The following is a 17321-nucleotide window of genomic DNA, read 5'->3' on the forward strand; positions in this document are numbered from 1 at the left end:
AGCCCAATGATCGAGACTCAGCGTAGTTCAATATCCGATGTTGCGTAGTGCCCTGAGTTGAGTCAGGTTGCAGTCCAGTGCGCCGGCACTCATGCCGTTATTGTTAAGGACAACGTTGAGTTGCGTCAGGTTGTTGACTACGTTCGCGTTACCCAGCAGACGGGTGTTTTGCAACAGTCCACCCTGGGCGACCTGTTGCAAGGCTGTACCCTGATTGCCGGAGGCCTGAATGGCCATTTGCACACCGCCATTTGTGGCTGAAACCGCGACGCTGCCGGCACCGTTGCTGCCGGAAATGGTCTGGCCTGCCATCAAGGCCTGGCCTTGGGCGGGCGCCAGGGCGGGTGCCTGACTGGCTTCTTTGACGTTGATCGCAACGTTGTTGTAGGCGGAGTTGCCGTCACCAGCGGCGCGCACACTCTGCGTTACGCCCTGGCTGGAGTTGAGTCCCGCGCCACCCACGACCGAGCCAGTCCCCAGTTCCGGGGTATTGCCGTTGCCGTGTTCCTTGATGGTCGAGACGTAGAATTCAGGTTTTACCGAAGCGGCCTGCAATTGCATCGTGGCCGATGCCCCGATCAGGTCGCCACTGGCGTTGCGCCAGGTACTGCTCATGACGACGCCGAAGCTGATGATCCGCCCCGGCATGACATAACGACCGCGCAGCTCTGCGAGCTCCTGGTCCTTGATTTCGATGGGTTTGAATCCTGCATTGGCATAGCCTGATGCGCTCGCTGCCAGGCAGGCGGCGGCCAGCCAGTATGAGGTTTTCATCTGCTGCTCCCGGGACATCCAGCCCCAATCTTGTAATCGGCGATTAAAAGAAGTCGCTCTGTATGAACCCGAAGTCCATCAATTCAGCATCTTTGACCGGGTTGAATCCATCCAGCTTGTTTTTGGCCGTCAGCGGTGTCGGAGGACTGCGTAATGCATTGGTCTTGTCGTATCCGGGGCCGACGATGGCAAAGACAATGCCGTTCCAACCTTTCACAAAGTCATCATGGGAGTAGCGTTTGTGTCCTAAAACCGGGTCTCCGATGTAAACCCAATCCTTGTCCGCCCGCTGCATCACCACGAAATGCTTGTAGCCGCGAATTTCCATCAGTACCACCACCGGGATCGTGACTGCGTCGAGTTTTTCCCGGGGAATCTTGTAGCCCCTGGCGCGCATGCCGATGCTTTCTATGTAGCGCTTCATGTCGAGCATGGAGAAACCTTGAGTACGGACAAGGTCCTGGTCAGCGTTGACCAGCATGCCTTTGATGATGTGCTCTTCATCGACGTCGAGCCAATAAGCCTGGCGCAATACCGTCGCCAGTGCGGCGGCGCCGCAACTGAAGTCGGTTTTCTGTTCGACGATGTCGGCAAACTTGCGCTCACGAATGCTTTGCACGTTCTTGTAGACAAGCGTGCCGCCCGGCAAGGCAGCAACCGGCATCTGGGCAGCCTGGGTCAGGCCACAGAAGCAAAGCAGAGCGAGAAGGGCAGTCTTACGCATGATCGATACGCCTTTGCGGACTGAGGAAAAGCCCCGTTTCCGGGGCTTTCGTTTCGATCGCGATTACATGCAGGATTTGCAACCTGCGGCGATGGACAGCGTATTGCTTTGTTGGTTGCTAACGCCAGCGGCGTTGTTGTAACCAGCGTTACCCGAGAAGTTGTTACCAACATTGGAGATGGAAGCGTTGTTGGTCACAGGGTTTTTCCAGCCATCAGGGGTCATCACTTGTTGAGTGGTCACACCTGCCAGGCCGAATACGCCCACGGCTACGAAGTCAGATTTCTGATCTTTGCCGCCGCCGTTACCGCCATGGCCCCGGTCGTTGTTGCCATAGCCGCCACCGCCGTGACCGTGATCATCATCTTTGGTGGTTGCAGTGCCTGCGGCCACGAAGGCGCCGACAGCGTTGACAGTGCCGGTGAGGGTATCTTTTTTGTAGGTTTGAGTGCCATTGTTGGCCACAGTCAGGCCAGTGGAGCTTTGGTTCGCAGCAGCAGCGGCGTTAGCTACACGACCACCCGATACAGCAATTGCCAGGTTGTTTTTCTGTTGGTTGAAGTTGCCGGCACTGTTGTTCACGCCAATGTTGCCGGAACCGCCGTTACCCACGTTGTTGAGGTTGGCGTTGTTGGTGGTGGAGTAGTTGGCAACAGCGTTGTTGTTGTTGACCTGAGTTGCGCTGGAAACAGACACCGCAGAGCCGAAGATGAAGCTTTCGTCGGCAGTGGCCAGAGCGGCGGCGTTGTCTTGCTGGTTGCCATCGCCGGCGGTGTTGTTCATGCCAACGTTGCCGTTGGTGCCATTGGCAGAGTTGTTGACGTTGGCATCATTCTTGGTGCCTTGGTTGCCAACCAGGTTGCCATCGCTGTTTTGAGTGTCGAGCACTGCAGCCCCGGCGCCAGCGCCGATTTGCAGCAGTTGTTCCAGGGTTGGGCCTTTTGGTTCATGGTTGCCATGCCCGTTACCATGACCGTGATTATCATCACGACCGCCTGCCTGTGCTGCGATTGCCATCACTGCTGCGAGTGCGAAAACCAGTGGTTTGAGGGCCATTGTAGGTTTCATGGTGTTTCTCCGTCGTGCTTATTAGTTGGTTAAGTGTTGGTACTTTCTAATTGCACTGCTTCTTGTTTGGGTCAGTCAGCGACCCGGATGCTCAGGGTGTTAGCCATTCGGTTCCCCACCCCGGCACTCTGGTTCACCTGGATTACCCCGCGACTGCCGGTGAAGGCCTGATCACTTGTCGTGACCTGGCGACTGCCGGGGGTACCAGTTGCTCCTGAGCTCGGTAACAACGCCACGTTCTGTTGAGAAAGGGCGCTATCGTCAACGCTCTGCGGGGCAGCACTGATGCTGACGCGCGTCACGTTGGCCATCTGGTTATTGGCCCCGGCGCCCTGGTTCACGCCCAGGATCCCGTTGCCATTGCTAAAAGAGTTGCCGCCAATGTTGGCGCTGGCATTGCCAGTGCGGTCGGCGGGCGTATTGATGTGCTGAATGACACTCGTGGTCGCGCTGGCACTGGTGCCGATGGCGATCGCTTTGGTGTTGGTTTGTTGCATCTGGTCGCCGGCCGCCTGGTTGACGTTGTAGTTGCCGCGGTACTGGATGCCGGTTTCCTGAATGTTCGCGTTGTTCACGGAACTCGGGTCAGCCATTGCGCTGGCGCAGCCGAGGAGGGCGAGCAGGAGCAGGGAGCGATTCATTTATTGACCTCCAGCCATGCGAGTCAGAGGGGCAAGACCGGAGCTCATGGCACGGTTGACGGTATTGGAGATCGAGCCGCCGGCACCGCCGCCGTGGCCGCCTCCCATACCAGGCAAGCCATTCGGATTGGTCACAGTGTTCATGCCGGGGATGTTCGAAGTCGGGGTGGTGATATTTCCGCGAATCGAGGATCCGCTGGCTACACTGGCAAATTCACCGTCGTTGAGTTCGGTGCTGGTCATTGCTTGACCGATGCGGCCCGAAGGATTGGCATTGACGGTGGTGGGGTACGGGTCTTTGCCGCCGCTGCGGCCGATCGGGATCGGCTGGACGTCACGATTGAGCACGATCACGCCATTGCCTTCGGCCTGAACGTTGAAACTGAGGAAAGTGCTGGCAGCTGATCCGATCAGCAGAAGGCAGGTGAAGGCTTTATTGATATTCCCCACGACGGCAATTCCTTCTTCAGCGGGCTGAGCCTGTTCAGCGTTGTGAAGGAGAGAGCGAAAGCTGTGCCGCTTTTGGAATGTCTTTAAATTTCAATGCGTTGGGTTTGACGAGCGCAGGCCTGATACAAAAGCTGTTTCATCGTTGAAACAAGTCACTGCCTTCGCAACGCCCTAAAGCCATTGCAAAGCTCTGGAACAAGGGTTTGCGCGCAGGTGTTTCAATTGCGTAACACGTCGCATGACAAAGGGATGAAGGGCGCTGAGACGGGCACTTTGCACCCGCAGGAGTGTTTCAGGAACGGACACTTTGACCCCAAAACAGGGGATGCACCGGGTCAACCAGCCCGAAAACCGGGTCAGTTCGCGAGCAGGTCGCGAACCGCTTTGAAGGCTTGCTGCTGGCGTTCGGCCCAGTTGCCCTGAATGATCTGCAAGGGCCGATGATGTTTCTGCAGCCAGGTTCGAGTGGCGTGATAGAACGCGAGCCGTTCATCCAGGTCAGGCTGGCAGCGCTGACCATCGTCCGTCCACTCGATCTGTTCGGGAGAGAGCAGCAGGTGCAAGTCGTAATGACGGGCCAGTAATTCGCTTTCCAGCCACGGTGGGCAGTCGTCAAACAGGGTCTGGCTCCACAGAATGTTGCTCAACAGATGCGTATCGAGAATCAGCAGGCGTGGCTGCTGCGCGCGTGCCGCATCTTCCCACTGCAACTGGCCGCGAGCGATCTCGGGGATGTCGGCCAGGCAGGTATCGCGAGGGTTCTGCTCCATGAACCAGCGCACGTACTCGTCCACCCGCAAACCGCCGAATTGCTGTTGGATTCCGGCCGCCAGCCAGCTCTTGCCCGTGGACTCGGGGCCGGTCAGGACAATCACTTTCATCGTTGCAAAGCCGGGTCGGCACGCCATTCGCGCCAGCCTTGCACCGCGATCAGGGTGAACAGTGCATACAGCGCCGCCGTGAGGTATAGCCCTTTATAAAGGAACAGGCCGACGAAGATCACATCCAGCACGAACCACAGCGCCCAGCATTGCAGACGCTTGTGGGCCATCCAGAATTGCGCGACCAGGCTGAAACCGGTCAGCGCAGCGTCGAGCCACGGTTGCGCCGCGTCGGTCCAATGGGCCATGGCAGCGCCCAGCAGCAGACTGCCGACAGTGCCGATCGCCAGTCCCTGTACTATCGAGCGCGTGTCGAGCCGACTGACCTCGCGCCCGTCATGCATCGTCCCGGCTCGGGTCCATTGCCACCAGCCATAGATTTGCAGCCCGGCATACACCACCTGCAGCAGCATGTCCGAATACAGTTTCACCTCGAAGAACACCCAGGTGTAGAGCGACACCATGACCAGCCCGATCGGCCAGCACCACGGATTCTGTTTGACCGTGAGCCACACGGCGATCACGCCGAGGGCGGCGGCAAACAGTTCTAGCCCGGACATGCAGGATCCTTGGAGGAATAAAAGAGGGAGCGGATTGTACCGAAAAACAGGTGGGAAACGAGTTCCCACCTGTTGCAGGGATCAGACTCGGAACTGGCGCAGCAGCCCGTTCAGTTGTTCGCTGAGCTGGCCGAGTTTCACGCTGGCCACGCTCGACTGCTCGGCCGCCAGCGCGGTGCTGTGGGACAGGCCCGCCGCCTGGGTGACGTTCTGGTTGATGTCTTCAACCACGTGCGCCTGTTGCAGCGTTGCGCTGGCAATCGAGGCGTTCAGACCATTGAGGTTGCGCAGCGCCTGGCCGATGGCATTCAGGCTCGCACTGGCCAGGCCGGCCTGTTCGATGGTCAGTTGCGAAGCCTTGCTGCTGTCGCCGATCACCTTCACGGCGGCCTCGGAATGATTTTGCAGGCGTTCGATCATCGTCTGGATTTCCGCCGTGGACTTCTGTGTGCGCTGAGCCAGCAGACGTACTTCGTCAGCAACCACCGCGAACCCGCGACCCTGTTCACCGGCGCGAGCTGCTTCAATGGCGGCGTTGAGGGCGAGCAGGTTGGTCTGCTCGGCAATCGAGCGGATCACCTCCAGCACGCTGCCGATCTGCGTGCTCTCGGTCGCCAGTGTGCGAATCACTTCGACGGCCTGATCGATGGTGCCTGACAACTTGTCGATCTGCTGCAGGCTGCCGTCGATGTTGACCTGGCCTTGCTGGGCCTGAGCCTCGGCGTCACGCATTTCGCTGGCAGCGTGCTCGGCGTTTTTCGCCACGTCCTGCACGCCGTAGGTCACTTCGTTGACGGCGGTGGCCACCAGCTCCATCTGCTGCGACTGCTGCTGGCTGCGTTGCTGCGCTTGCGCCGCGTCGTTGCCCAGTTCGCTGGATGATTGGCCCAATGCGCTGGCGGACACCTGCAAGTCACCGATCACCCGGCGCAGCTTGGCGGTGAAGGCGTTGAAGTGATGGGCCAGCTGAGTGACTTCGTCCTGGCCGTGGGTATCGAGACTTCGGGTCAGGTCGCTTTCGCCGCTGGCGATGTTGGCCATGGCGTTCACGGTCTCCTGCAACGGACGGACGATGCTGCGGGCAATCAGAATCACCAGCAACGCCATGATCACCGCGATGACCAGACCTACCACCGACGCCTTGATCACCTGGCCCTGGAACTCGGCCTGCACGTCATCGACGTAAACGCCGGAACCGATCACCCAGCCCCAAGGCTCGAACAGTTTCACGTACGACGTCTTGGCCACCGGTTCACTGGCGCCCGGCTTGGGCCAGCGGTAGTTGACCATGCCGGCACCTTTGGCCTTGGCGATGGCGACCATTTCGTTGAACACCGCAAAGCCGTCAGGGTCGCGGATAGCCGAGAGGTTCTGGCCTTCAAGCTTTGGATTGGTCGGGTGCATGACCATCACGGGCGTGAGGTCGTTGATCCAGAAGTAATCGTTCTGGTCATAACGCAGGCCACGGATCGCGGTCAGCGCCTGTTTCTGCGCTACGTCGCGGGTCAGGGTTCCTGCTGCTTCGAGGCTCTGGTAGTAAGTCAGCAAACCGCTGGCGGTCTGCACCACATGCTGGGTTTTCTGGGCCTTGGCATGGTAGAGGTCATCATGGATCTGCTTGAGCATCAACACGCCCAACGTCAACAGCATGACCACGGCCACAATCAAGATGAGCCACAAGCGTCGGCTGATCGACACACTGCGCAAGCTGTTCATAACGCTGTCACTCCGGATTCTTTTTCTTGTAATAAACCACCGCCAGCATCCAATCACGTTTCGGTGACCGGGCATACGCGACCCAAGTCGTAGAACGCGGCAGCGCTATTACGGCTTGTCTGTTAGGATTTCGGCCCCGCGCGTAAAAACCTGAATCCAAATTGTTTTTTCACGGAATTTTGACTGTTTCGTGTGGATCCTGTGCGTGCGGAATCGGTACAGCTTTAACCAGCTACGCTGAACGCAGTGAACGTAAAAAATACTATCGGGGCATGCCTCTGTGCATCGCTCTCTGGGGGATTGATGGATCTTTGGACGGCCTTGCAGGCACTGATTCTAGGAGTTGTAGAGGGGCTGACGGAGTTTTTGCCCATTTCCAGTACCGGACACCAGATCATTGTTGCCGACTTGCTCGATTTCGGAGGCGAGCGGGCCATGGCGTTCAACATCATCATCCAGCTCGGTGCGATTCTCGCGGTGGTCTGGGAATTCCGCCGCAAGATCCTCGACGTGGTGATCGGCTTGCCGACCCAGCCGAGTGCCCGGCGTTTCACCGCCAACCTGCTGATCGCCTTCCTGCCCGCCGTGGTGCTGGGGGTGATCTTCGCCGATCTGATACACCATTACTTGTTCAACCCGATCACCGTGGCCGCCGCGCTGGTGGTGGGCGGGATCGTGATGTTGTGGGCCGAGCAGCGTCAGCATGAAGTGCACGCCGAAACGGTCGATGACATTCGCTGGACGGATGCGCTGAAGATCGGATTCGCTCAATGCCTGGCGATGATCCCCGGCACTTCGCGCTCCGGCTCGACCATCATCGGCGGTCTGTTGTTCGGCCTGTCGCGCAAGACTGCCACCGAGTTTTCGTTCTTCCTGGCGATGCCGACCATGGTTGGTGCGGCAGTGTATTCGGGCTACAAGTATCGCGACCTGTTCGTGCCGGCAGATTTTCCCGTGTTCGCGATCGGTTTCGTCACCGCGTTCATCTTCGCCATGATCGCGGTGCGCGGCCTGCTCAAGTTCATCGGCAGCCACAGCTATGCGGCGTTTGCCTGGTACCGGATCATTTTCGGTCTGGTGATTCTGGCGACCTGGCAGTTCGGCTGGGTCGACTGGACGGCCGCCCAGCCATGAGTGACTCCCGCGCACGCCGCCCGGATCGCGGTCCTTCCGGTGGCAATATCCAGCACTTGAAATTGAAGCTGGTGGTGCTGCTGATCGTCTGCGCGCTGCCACTGTTCGGCTCGTTGTCGATGTGGCTGCGCGGGATTTCTCTGGTGCCGCTGACGGCTTACGGGCTGGTCAGCGTGCTGGCGTTTTTTCTGTACTGGGCGGACAAGCGCAAGGCGCGGGCCGACGCCTGGCGCACACCGGAAAACATCCTGCACGCGGTAGAACTGGCGGGAGGCTGGCCGGGTGCGTTGATCGCCCAGCAGGTCTTCCGGCACAAGACGCGCAAGGTGTCTTTTCAGGTGCTGTTCTGGATGATCGTGGCGTTGCACCAGGTGTTCTGGGTCGATCAGTTGTTCCTGGGTTCGAACCTGCTGGCGCTGTTCTAGAGCAACAGCCCGACCTGCACGCGCTTGGGCAGCTTGCTCACCACCAGTTGATGGGAACGCTGCAGCAAGCCTTGCAATTCCTCGGCGCCCAGCGGGTAGGGCGGGTGCATGATGATCCACTGCGCCCGGGCCAGATACGGCGCCGGGTGAATGCCAGGCCGGTCGCAATGACCGAGAAACAGATCCTTGTCGACCTTGAACGCCAGCGAATCACCACGCAATCCCTGTAAGGCGAACATCTTGTTGCCGGCAATCGAAAACACCCGCACGCCACCCCATTTGTAGTCTTCCCGGGCGCCGGGCAGGGCCAGGCAGAACTCTGCGACGTCCTGCTCGCTCATCTTCCCTTGTTTCATAACAGCCGTTCTCCACAGGCATTGAACGATTCGACCAGATGATCGATCCACGCGCGCACCGCCGGCATCACCCCGCGCCGATGCGGATACACCGCTTGCAGCCAGCCGCCGGGCAGTGACCAGTCCGGCAACAATTGCACCAACGTGCCGTTGTTCAGTTCCGTTTCGCAATACATCATCGGCAACAGGGTGAAACCCTGGCCGGCCAGCACGCACGCCTTGCGCACAATGAAATCGTCGATCCCCAGGCGGGCTTCCAGCGCCAGATCACAACTCTTGCCGTGCTGATCAAGTAGGCGCACATGCACCATGCGATCGGCCTCCAGAGCGCCCAGCACCGGCAGGTTTTTCAAGTCCTGCGGATGATTGATTTCCAGACCCCGGACAAAGGAAGGGCTCGCCACCACCACCATTTGCGCCTGACGCAAGCGGCGGGTCACCAGCATCGGTTCTTCATCGCCGTGTTCGCGCACGCGCAGGGCCACGTCGATGCCTTCGGTAATCAGGTCGACCCGGCGATTGATCAAGGTGACCTCCAGTTGCACCTGAGGGTACTTGCCAAGGAAATTGCTGATCACCACCGGCAACATTTCATGGGCCAATCCGGTGGGGCTTGACACTCGCAAGCGTCCGCGAGGCTCGCTGGACATGCTGGCCACCGTTTCATCAGCCATTTCCGCTTCCAGCAGCATTGCCTGACAGTGGCGCAGGTAACGCTCACCGACCGCCGTCAGCTTCAGTTGGCGAGTGGTGCGCTGCAGCAAACGTGCGCCGAGGCGCTCTTCCAGCTCGGCGATGCGCCGCGAAAGCCGTGATTTGGGGATGCCGAGCAGGCGGCCGGCGGCGGCGAATCCGCCGGCCTCCACCACTTTGGCGAAATAGTAGAGATCGTTGAGGTCTTGCATCTGGAAGTCCGACTGTTCTATCAGTGGGACAAACTATCGCATTGTTGCCGTCTAATCAGCTATTGGTTTCGTCGGTAGGATTGTCTCCATTCCGTCGCCACCGGCGATTCATTCCAGGAGATTCCACATGAAACTGCTGCACATCGATTCGAGCATTCTGGGCGACAATTCCGCTTCCCGTCAGCTGAGCAGTCAAGTCACTAAAGCCTGGCAAGCTGCCGAGCCAAGCGCTGTCGTGACTTACCGCGACCTGGCCGCCGACGCCATCAGCCACTTCTCGTCGACCACTCTGGTTGCCGCCGGCACCGCCGCTGAACTGCGCAACGCCGCACAACAGCACGAAGCCGAACTGAGCGCCACCACCCTGGCCGAATTCATCGCCGCCGACGCCATCGTCGTCGCTGCCCCGATGTACAACTTCACCGTGCCGACCCAGCTCAAAGCCTGGATCGACCGCATCGCCGTCGCCGGCCAGACCTTCCATTACACCGAAGCCGGCCCTGAAGGCCTGTGCGGTGGCAAGAAAGTGGTGATCGTGTCCACCGCTGGCGGCATCCACGCCGGACAGGCTTCGGGTGTGGCCCACGAAGACTATCTGAAACTGGTCTTCGGCTTCCTCGGCATCACCGACATCGAAGTGGTTCGTGCCGAAGGCCTGGCCTATGGCGAAGAAGTACGCAACAACGCCATGAGCGCTGCTCAAGCAAAAATCGACGAGCAGTTGTTCGCCGCCGCGTAAGGCTTGCGTAAAGAACAGCTGCTGTTCAGGAAAACTCCAAAAAACTCTGTATTCTGGTTCTGCAAGGGCCAGGTACGGAGTTTTTTGTTTCTGACTGTTACATAATCTGGCCCGGGTTATGCAGTCCGATGATCAACGTCTGAGTGCAACGCCGCGCCGGATCACCCAGCCTCGGGATTTCGGGCGTCGGACACCACGGATCTTTCGATTGAGTAACAACAGGGTGGGGCATCCCATGATGCGTCTTTGTGCAGCGTTACTGATTTGCCTGCTCGGCAGCCTGAATTCAGTGCACGCTGCGCCTGGCCAACATCCGCGCTGGAGCGTCGGTTATCACGAGATGACGTTCCTCGACCCGCTCGACCTGCAACCGATGCGCGCCATCGCGTTCTATCCCTCCAGCGACCGCGAACACATGAGCCTGCTCGAAGGCTATTCGGTCGAGGCCGGCGAAGACACCAAAGTCGCCATCGGCCGTTTCCCGATGCTGATGCTGTCCCACGGCAACACCGGCACGCCACTGGCGCTGCACGATCTGGCCACGTCATTGGCACGCAAGGGCTTTGTGGTGGTGGCGGTGATTCACCCCGGCGACAACTCCAGGGATCACAGCCGCCTCGGCACGTTGAGCAATCTCTATGGCCGGCCGATCCAGATTTCCGAAGCGATTACCGCGACGTTGGGCGACCGCATGCTCGCGCCGTACGTGAACGCCGAACAGGTTGGCGTGATCGGCTATTCGGCGGGTGGCGAAACGGCGTTGATTCTGTCCGGCGCGCAGCCGGATCTGGATCGTCTGCGCCGTTATTGCCAGGAACGCCCGGACGACCGCGACGCCTGCAACACCCAGGGCGAGTTGATTGTTGACCGCGACGATCTGCAACCGGTGGCCGATCCGCGCGTGCATGCGTTGCTGCTGATGGCGCCGCTGAGCCTGAAGTTCGGTCGCCATACGCTGGCCGATGTGCATGTGCCGGTGCTGCTCTACAGCGGCGACGGCGACAAACTGGTGGCTTTCGACAAAAACGCCGCCGCTCTGGCGCGCAAACTGCCAACGGCACCGGATTTCAAATTGCTGGCTGGGGCAGGGCACTTCGTGTTCATGGCGCCATGCAATGAGGAACAGATTCGTGCGATGCCGGCCCTGTGCACCGATGCCGATGGCGTGGACCGCGAAGACATCCACCGCAACCTGATTTCCGAGGCCGGGCGGTTCTTCTCCCATGCCTTGGGCAGGCCGACCCGCGCGGGGATGCAGACGGCGGATCAGTGAGCGCTTACGCCATGGCCCGGCGCTTGAGCAGCAGGGTCAACGCCAGTCCGGTCACGGACAGCATGGCCGCACTGAAGAAAATCCACGAATAACCCAGGTTCAGCGCCACCGCACCCATCAACGGCCCGGCAATCGCCAGCGCCAGATCGAAGAACACCGCATAGGCACTCAATCCGGCGCCGCGACTGGAGTTGGGCACTTGCTTGATCGCCTCGACACCCAGCGCCGGGTACACCAGCGACAGGCCGAATCCTGCCAGACCGGCGCCGATCAAGGCATACGCGGTCGAAGGCGCCAGCCACAGCAGTACCAGGCCGACGGTTTCGATGGTCATGCAGGCAATCGCCGAGGTGAATCCGCCGAAACGGCCGATGGCCGAAATGAACAGCAGCCGCGACAGAATGAAACATACGCCGAACACGGTCAGGCAGTACGCAGCGCCGGTCCAGCCGCGATTGAGGTAATACAGGGTGATGAAAGTGGTCAGCGTGCCGTAGCCAATCGACGCCAGGCTCAGGCTGGCGCCGAACGGCGCAATCCGCCCGAACACCGCCCAGAACGGCAGCCGTTCACCGCGCACCACCGGCACTGACGGTTTGTTACGGATCAGCAGCAAGGCGCCGGCCGCGAGCAGTGACAACACAATGCCCAGGCTCTCGAAACCATAATCGGCGACCATCACCACGCCCAGAGGCGCGCCGATGGCAATCGCGCCGTAAGACGCGATGCCGTTCCAGGAAATCGAGCGCGCGGTGTGTTCGGCACCGACCTGGCCCATGCACCAACTGATGGTGCCGACGCCAATCAGGCCTTGGGCGATCCCCAGCAGCAGGCGACCGACAATCAGGATCGACAGGCTCAACAGCGGCAAGCTCTGCAGCAGCGTCGAAATAAGCGTCAGCACACCGCTGAGCACAATCCCCGACAAGCCATACACAATCGCCCGTTTGGTGCCGACGGTGTCCGACATCCGTCCGGCCATCGGCCGGCTGAGCAGGGTGGCCAGGTATTGTGAACCGATCACCAGACCCGCGATCACGGCACTGAAACCCAGTTGTTCGTGCACGTAGCCGGGCAGCACCGCAATCGGCAGGCCGATGCAGAGGAAGGCTATGAAGGTATAGAAAACGATGGACACGATCTGCAAGGTGATCGCCAAAGAACTTTGCGGTGGCTGTTGCTGCGCAGACATGAGGACTCGTTCGCGGGCGGCGGTGGGAGAGTTCGCATCATGGCGTGGCGTTGGATTAAAAGGAAGCAGGCTAACGATCTTTTCCTCAACGCAAAAAAAGCCCCGTCACAAGGACAGGGCTTTCTGTTTACCGCTCGATTCGACTCAGAACACTACGCCTTGGCTGCGCAGGTAATCGTCGTAGGTGCCGCTGAAGTCGGTCACGCCGTTCGGGCTCAGCTCGATGATACGCGTGGCCAGGGACGATACGAACTCACGGTCGTGGCTGACGAAGATCAGCGTGCCCGGGTAGTTTTCCAGCGCCAGGTTCAGCGCCTCGATCGATTCCATGTCCAGGTGGTTGGTCGGTTCGTCCATCACCAGCACGTTCGGCTTTTGCAGGATCAACTTGCCGAACAGCATGCGACCTTGCTCACCACCGGAAATCACCTTCACCGACTTGAGGATCTCGTCGTTGGAGAACAGCATGCGGCCCAGGGTGCCACGGATCACTTGCTCGCCCTGAGTCCACTGACCCATCCAGTCGAACAGGCTGACGTCGTCTTCGAAGTCGTGGGCGTGGTCCTGAGCGTAGTAGCCCAGCTCCGCACTTTCAGTCCACTTCACCGAACCTGCGTCCGGGGTCAGTTCGCCCATCAGCGTGCGCAGCAGGGTGGTCTTGCCGATACCGTTCGGGCCGATGATCGCCACGCGCTCGCCGGCTTCAACGGTAAAGCTGAAGTTTTTGAACAGAGTCTTGCCGTCGAAGCCCTTGGACATCTGCTCGATGGTCACGGCCTGGCGGTGCAGCTTCTTGGTCTGTTCGAAACGGATGAACGGGCTCACGCGGCTCGATGGCTTGACCTCGGCCAGCTGGATCTTGTCGATCTGCTTGGCGCGGGAAGTGGCCTGCTTGGCTTTCGAGGCGTTGGCCGAGAAGCGGCTGACGAACGTTTGCAGTTCGGCGATCTGGGCTTTCTTCTTGGCGTTGTCCGACAGCAGTTGCTCGCGGGACTGGGTCGCCGCGGTCATGTACTCGTCGTAGTTGCCCGGGAACAGGCGCAGCTCGCCGTAGTCCAGGTCGGCCATGTGGGTGCAGACGCTGTTCAGGAAGTGACGGTCGTGGGAAATGATGATCATGGTGCTGTTACGCGCCGTCAAAATCGTTTCCAGCCAGCGGATGGTGTTGATGTCCAGGTGGTTGGTCGGTTCGTCGAGCAGCAGCACTTCCGGATCGGAGAACAGGGCCTGAGCCAACAGAACACGCAGCTTCCAGCCCGGCGCAACTTCGGTCATCGGGCCGAAATGCTGCTCCAGCGGAATGCCCAGACCCAGCAGCAGTTCACCGGCGCGGGATTCGGCGGTGTAGCCGTCCATCTCGGCGAATTCGGTTTCCAGCTCGGCCACGGCCATGCCGTCTTCTTCGCTCATTTCCGGCAGCGAGTAGATGCGGTCGCGCTCGGCCTTGACCTTCCACAGCTCTTCGTGGCCCATGATCACGGTGTCGATCACGGTGAATTCTTCGTAGGCGAACTGATCCTGGCGCAATTTACCCAGGCGTACGTTGGGCTCGAGCATGACCTGGCCGCCGGACGGCTCAAGGTCGCCGCCGAGGATTTTCATGAAGGTCGACTTGCCGCAACCGTTGGCGCCGATCAGGCCGTAGCGGTTGCCGCCGTTGAATTTGACCGAAACGTTTTCAAACAGCGGCTTGGCGCCGAACTGCATGGTGATGTTAGCTGTAGAAATCAAAGGTTTTTCCTGCGAAGCGTGCTGAGTAGCGAGGGTGCAGCCGGAGCGCTTGGCCCGAGTCGAAGTGCGCTGAGGCGGGACTATCCCGTCATCAACCAAGGGGGCGCGTAAAGTTTGGCGGCGATTGTACTGGTCTGGCTCTTTAAACGATAGGGCGCTGACATTCCGATTGCCGTTTGGAGCAATCGCGAGACAGTTTTTCACAGATGAAGGTTCACTATTGGTTACAAACTGTGGCTAAAATGCCATCTACTCACCCAGTGCCTTGTCCGGCATGGGCTCAAGGATGCGCCATCGGGACGTTTTTTTTTGATTTCAGACCACTGCCACAGACCTTGGGCCACAGCCCGAAAGGCGCGCAGTTTGTTCACTTCTGACGTGTGACGATTTCCGTGAAACTCATCATTGCCGCTGTATATGTCATTTCCATTGCATACGTGCACTTGCGCGGGCGCGTACGACACAAACTCGGTCGTCAACTGAGCGATCACTCTTCGTTTCTGGCACCGATCAACTGCTTCCTTTATCTGTTCTCGAAAAAGCCCAACACGCCGTACCTCGATCCGAAGGATTTCCCCGATCTGACTCCGTTGCAGACACACTGGGAAGAAATCCGTGAAGAAGGCCGCAACCTGCTGCGTGCCGGCGAAATCAAGCGCTCAAACCAATACGACGATGTCGGTTTCAACTCGTTCTTCAAGACCGGCTGGAAGCGTTTCTACCTGAAGTGGTACGGCGACAGCCACCCGTCGGCGCTGCAACTGTGCCCACGCACCACTGAGCTGGTGCAAAGCATCGGCTCGATCAAGGCTGCGATGTTTGCCGAGTTGCCGCCGGGCTCTAAATTGGTGCGTCACCGCGATCCGTATGCCGGTTCGTACCGCTATCACCTTGGCCTGGAAACGCCGAACGACGCCGGTTGCTACATCAACGTCGATGGCGAGAACTATCACTGGCGTGATGGCGAAGCAGTGATGTTTGACGAGACCTTTATTCATTACGCGGAAAACACTACGGATCAGAACCGGATCATTCTGTTCTGTGACGTTGAGCGTCCGATGAAGTATCGCTGGGCGGCGGCGTTCAATGGCTGGTTCAGCCGTACCGTGATGTCGGCGGCGGGTGCGCCGAACGATGCGGGTGACCGCACCGGTGGCATCAACCGGTTGTTCACCAGGATCTACAAGATTCGCCTGCGCGGCAAAGAGCTGAAAAAACGCAATCGCAAGCTCTACTACATGGAAAAGTGGGCGATCTTCGGCGGTTTGCTGGCGGTCTTCATTTTGATCTGACGAATCGGGCGACTGTTGCAAGACAGTCGCCCGATTCACTTTTTACGAGGCTTTTTTGGCCTTCTTCGCCGGCGCTGCCTTACTGGCGGTCTTCTTCGCCGGTTTCGCCGGGGCTTTCCCGCCGAGGCTGCGCTTGAGCAGTTCGGTCAAGTCGATCACATCAGCCGATTTGCGCTCTTCTTCTGCGGAAACGGTTTCAACGTCTTCGATCTTGCCTTCATGGGCCTTCTTGTCCACCAGCGCCATAATCTTGTCTTCGAACTCGTCGTTGTAATCCTCGGGCGTCCAGTCCGCTGTCATGTCTTCCACCAGCCGTTTGGCCATGTCCAGCTCGCCCTTGGCCAGTTGCGGCTTGGTCACTTCGCTGCCCAGCTCAAGTTCGTCGAGGCTGCGTACCTCCTGCGGCCAGCGCAGCTTCACCAGCACCAGCGCCGACTCCAGAGGCATCAACGCTGCCAGGTATTGGCGGGTGTGTAAAACGACGCGGGCGAGGGCGACTTTTTTGGTTTTGCTCAGGGTCTCACGCAGCAAGGCGTAGACCTTGCCGCCGCGCTTGTCCGGGGCCAGGTAATAAGGCGTGTCGATGTTCTGCAACGGGATCTGGTCACTGTCGACGAAGGCGAAAATGTCGATGGTCTGGGTCGAAACCGGGTGCGCCGAACGGATTTCTTCCTCGCTGAGCACCACATAGCGGCCCTTTTCGTACTGCACGCCTTTAACGATGTGCTCTTTGGTGACTTCCTTGCCAGTAACCTTGTTGACTCGTTTATAGCCGACCGGGTCCATGCTGCGGCTGTCGAGCCAGTCAAAGTCGACGCCCTGGGATGACGTCGCCGAGACCAGTGCCACGGGGATGTGTACCAGACCGAAACTGATTGCGCCTTTCCAGATTGCCCGAGCCATGTGCTGTTCTCCGAGTGATGTTCGGGTGACCCGTGGCCCGGCGTAAAAGTTTCCGTTGTTTGCTGGGTGCCGCTAAACGTCAGGTCAAGCCGTGTTACATCTTGTTTAGCGGTGACGGGTTAACAAATGCGAACCCACGGCGTAGCGTGGACTCGAAGGCTCTAGTCCCTGCGCACCGAAAGAGGCCGTTCATGAACCGTTTCCTGCTTGGCATTGCGTTGCTCGCCCTCAGTGGCGGGCTGGTTCACGCCGATGGCGCAATAAGCCATACATCGCTGTTGCTGGCACAAAGTCCGACCGGCAACAGCAACAATCCCTACAACAGCCCGATCCACCGCGCGAACCCCAACAGCATGCAGGGCACTCAGCCCAGCACTCCGCCCGTTCGCGGGCCGAACACCGTCCCCGTGCCGCGTCCGCCGACCCTGGAAAATCGCGGCATCGGCAATGGCCAGCCGCTGCGCTCGGTCCCGAGCAAGCCACCGACCTTCATTCCCAATCCTCCAGCCCGTAACAGCGGGAGCAACCGTTGAATGGCAGAACCGTTTCTGTCAGCC

19 protein-coding genes are annotated in these 17321 nt (G+C 59.4%); 6 read left to right on the forward strand and 13 right to left on the reverse strand.

The genetic code is table 11. The annotated features are described in order from the left end of the window. Positions 1–27: 27 nt before the first annotated feature. The 8 genes from QLG12_RS03975 to QLG12_RS04010 all read right to left on the reverse strand — a co-directional run bounded on the left by QLG12_RS03975 (position 28) and on the right by QLG12_RS04010 (position 6814). A complete protein-coding gene (locus QLG12_RS03975; RefSeq protein WP_108561815.1) occupies positions 28–774 on the reverse strand; it encodes a hypothetical protein in 747 nt (248 codons plus the stop codon). Positions 775–817: 43 nt separating this feature from the next. Then, positions 818–1498 carry a C39 family peptidase gene (locus QLG12_RS03980; protein WP_108561817.1) on the reverse strand — a complete coding sequence of 227 codons (681 nt, stop codon included), beginning with the start codon at positions 1496–1498 and terminating at the stop codon, positions 818–820. Between the two features lie 63 nt (positions 1499–1561). After that, a complete protein-coding gene (locus tag QLG12_RS03985; protein WP_197868181.1) occupies positions 1562–2566 on the reverse strand; it encodes a heme utilization protein in 1005 nt (334 codons plus the stop codon). Between the two features lie 71 nt (positions 2567–2637). Beyond that, the gene (locus QLG12_RS03990) at positions 2638–3207 is read right to left on the reverse strand and encodes an adhesin (RefSeq protein WP_108561821.1); all 570 of its coding nucleotides are present in this window, start codon (positions 3205–3207) and stop codon (positions 2638–2640) included. Continuing rightward, positions 3208–3657, reverse strand: a complete 450-nt coding sequence (locus QLG12_RS03995; RefSeq protein WP_108561823.1) for a hypothetical protein — start codon at positions 3655–3657, stop codon at positions 3208–3210. 356 nt (positions 3658–4013) lie between these two features. Beyond that, on the reverse strand, positions 4014–4538 hold the full coding sequence (locus QLG12_RS04000; RefSeq protein WP_282473957.1) for an AAA family ATPase: 525 nt from the start codon (positions 4536–4538) through the stop codon (positions 4014–4016). Continuing rightward, positions 4535–5098, reverse strand: a complete 564-nt coding sequence (gene pnuC / locus QLG12_RS04005; RefSeq protein WP_064381759.1) for a nicotinamide riboside transporter PnuC — start codon at positions 5096–5098, stop codon at positions 4535–4537. The genes QLG12_RS04000 and pnuC overlap by 4 nt, the downstream gene beginning before the upstream one ends. A gap of 81 nt (positions 5099–5179) precedes the next feature. After that, the gene (locus QLG12_RS04010; protein WP_064381758.1) at positions 5180–6814 is read right to left on the reverse strand and encodes a methyl-accepting chemotaxis protein; all 1635 of its coding nucleotides are present in this window, start codon (positions 6812–6814) and stop codon (positions 5180–5182) included. Positions 6815–7117: 303 nt separating this feature from the next. On the opposite strand from QLG12_RS04010, the gene QLG12_RS04015 reads away from it, so the two are divergent. Next, positions 7118–7948 carry an undecaprenyl-diphosphate phosphatase gene (locus QLG12_RS04015; RefSeq protein ID WP_197868177.1) on the forward strand — a complete coding sequence of 277 codons (831 nt, stop codon included), beginning with the start codon at positions 7118–7120 and terminating at the stop codon, positions 7946–7948. Continuing rightward, on the forward strand, positions 7945–8373 hold the full coding sequence (locus QLG12_RS04020; protein ID WP_282473958.1) for a DUF1294 domain-containing protein: 429 nt from the start codon (positions 7945–7947) through the stop codon (positions 8371–8373). The genes QLG12_RS04015 and QLG12_RS04020 overlap by 4 nt, the downstream gene beginning before the upstream one ends. Here the strand turns inward: QLG12_RS04020 and QLG12_RS04025 are convergent. Further along, positions 8370–8729, reverse strand: coding sequence for an MmcQ/YjbR family DNA-binding protein (locus QLG12_RS04025; RefSeq protein WP_127798052.1), 360 nt, complete (start codon positions 8727–8729; stop codon positions 8370–8372). The genes QLG12_RS04020 and QLG12_RS04025 overlap by 4 nt on opposite strands. Next, a complete protein-coding gene (locus tag QLG12_RS04030) occupies positions 8726–9634 on the reverse strand; it encodes a LysR substrate-binding domain-containing protein (protein ID WP_236192927.1) in 909 nt (302 codons plus the stop codon). Before QLG12_RS04030 ends, QLG12_RS04025 begins: the two co-directional genes overlap by 4 nt. Positions 9635–9761: 127 nt before the next feature. Here QLG12_RS04030 and QLG12_RS04035 point away from each other — a divergent pair, with 127 nt between their 5' ends. Both QLG12_RS04035 and QLG12_RS04040 read left to right on the forward strand, forming a co-directional pair. After that, entirely contained in the window at positions 9762–10373 is a 612-nt protein-coding gene (locus QLG12_RS04035) for an FMN-dependent NADH-azoreductase (RefSeq protein WP_282473959.1), read from the forward strand. A gap of 235 nt (positions 10374–10608) precedes the next feature. Beyond that, positions 10609–11646 (forward strand): hypothetical protein, encoded by a 1038-nt coding sequence (locus QLG12_RS04040; RefSeq protein ID WP_064381753.1) that lies wholly within the window; start codon positions 10609–10611, stop codon positions 11644–11646. Positions 11647–11650: 4 nt separating this feature from the next. Here QLG12_RS04040 and QLG12_RS04045 read toward each other — a convergent pair whose 3' ends face one another. Both QLG12_RS04045 and QLG12_RS04050 read right to left on the reverse strand, forming a co-directional pair. After that, positions 11651–12838, reverse strand: coding sequence for an MFS transporter (locus tag QLG12_RS04045; RefSeq protein ID WP_282473960.1), 1188 nt, complete (start codon positions 12836–12838; stop codon positions 11651–11653). 144 nt (positions 12839–12982) lie between these two features. Next, entirely contained in the window at positions 12983–14569 is a 1587-nt protein-coding gene (locus QLG12_RS04050) for an ABC-F family ATPase (protein ID WP_039768209.1), read from the reverse strand. A gap of 392 nt (positions 14570–14961) precedes the next feature. Here QLG12_RS04050 and lpxO point away from each other — a divergent pair, with 392 nt between their 5' ends. Then, complete coding sequence (lpxO, locus tag QLG12_RS04055) at positions 14962–15861, forward strand: lipid A hydroxylase LpxO (RefSeq protein WP_236192925.1); 900 nt, start codon at positions 14962–14964, stop codon at positions 15859–15861. Between the two features lie 42 nt (positions 15862–15903). Here the strand turns inward: lpxO and QLG12_RS04060 are convergent, their stop codons facing one another. Beyond that, positions 15904–16764: a Ku protein gene (locus QLG12_RS04060; RefSeq protein ID WP_282473961.1), complete on the reverse strand. Its 861-nt coding sequence runs from the start codon at positions 16762–16764 to the stop codon at positions 15904–15906. Between the two features lie 191 nt (positions 16765–16955). Between QLG12_RS04060 and QLG12_RS04065 the strand changes: the two genes are divergently transcribed. Next, a complete protein-coding gene (locus QLG12_RS04065; RefSeq protein ID WP_282473962.1) occupies positions 16956–17297 on the forward strand; it encodes a hypothetical protein in 342 nt (113 codons plus the stop codon). Positions 17298–17321 lie beyond the last annotated feature (24 nt).

Origin of the sequence: Pseudomonas sp. V88_4 (assembly GCF_029967985.1) — a bacterium.
GTDB lineage: Bacteria > Pseudomonadota > Gammaproteobacteria > Pseudomonadales > Pseudomonadaceae > Aquipseudomonas > Aquipseudomonas glycinae.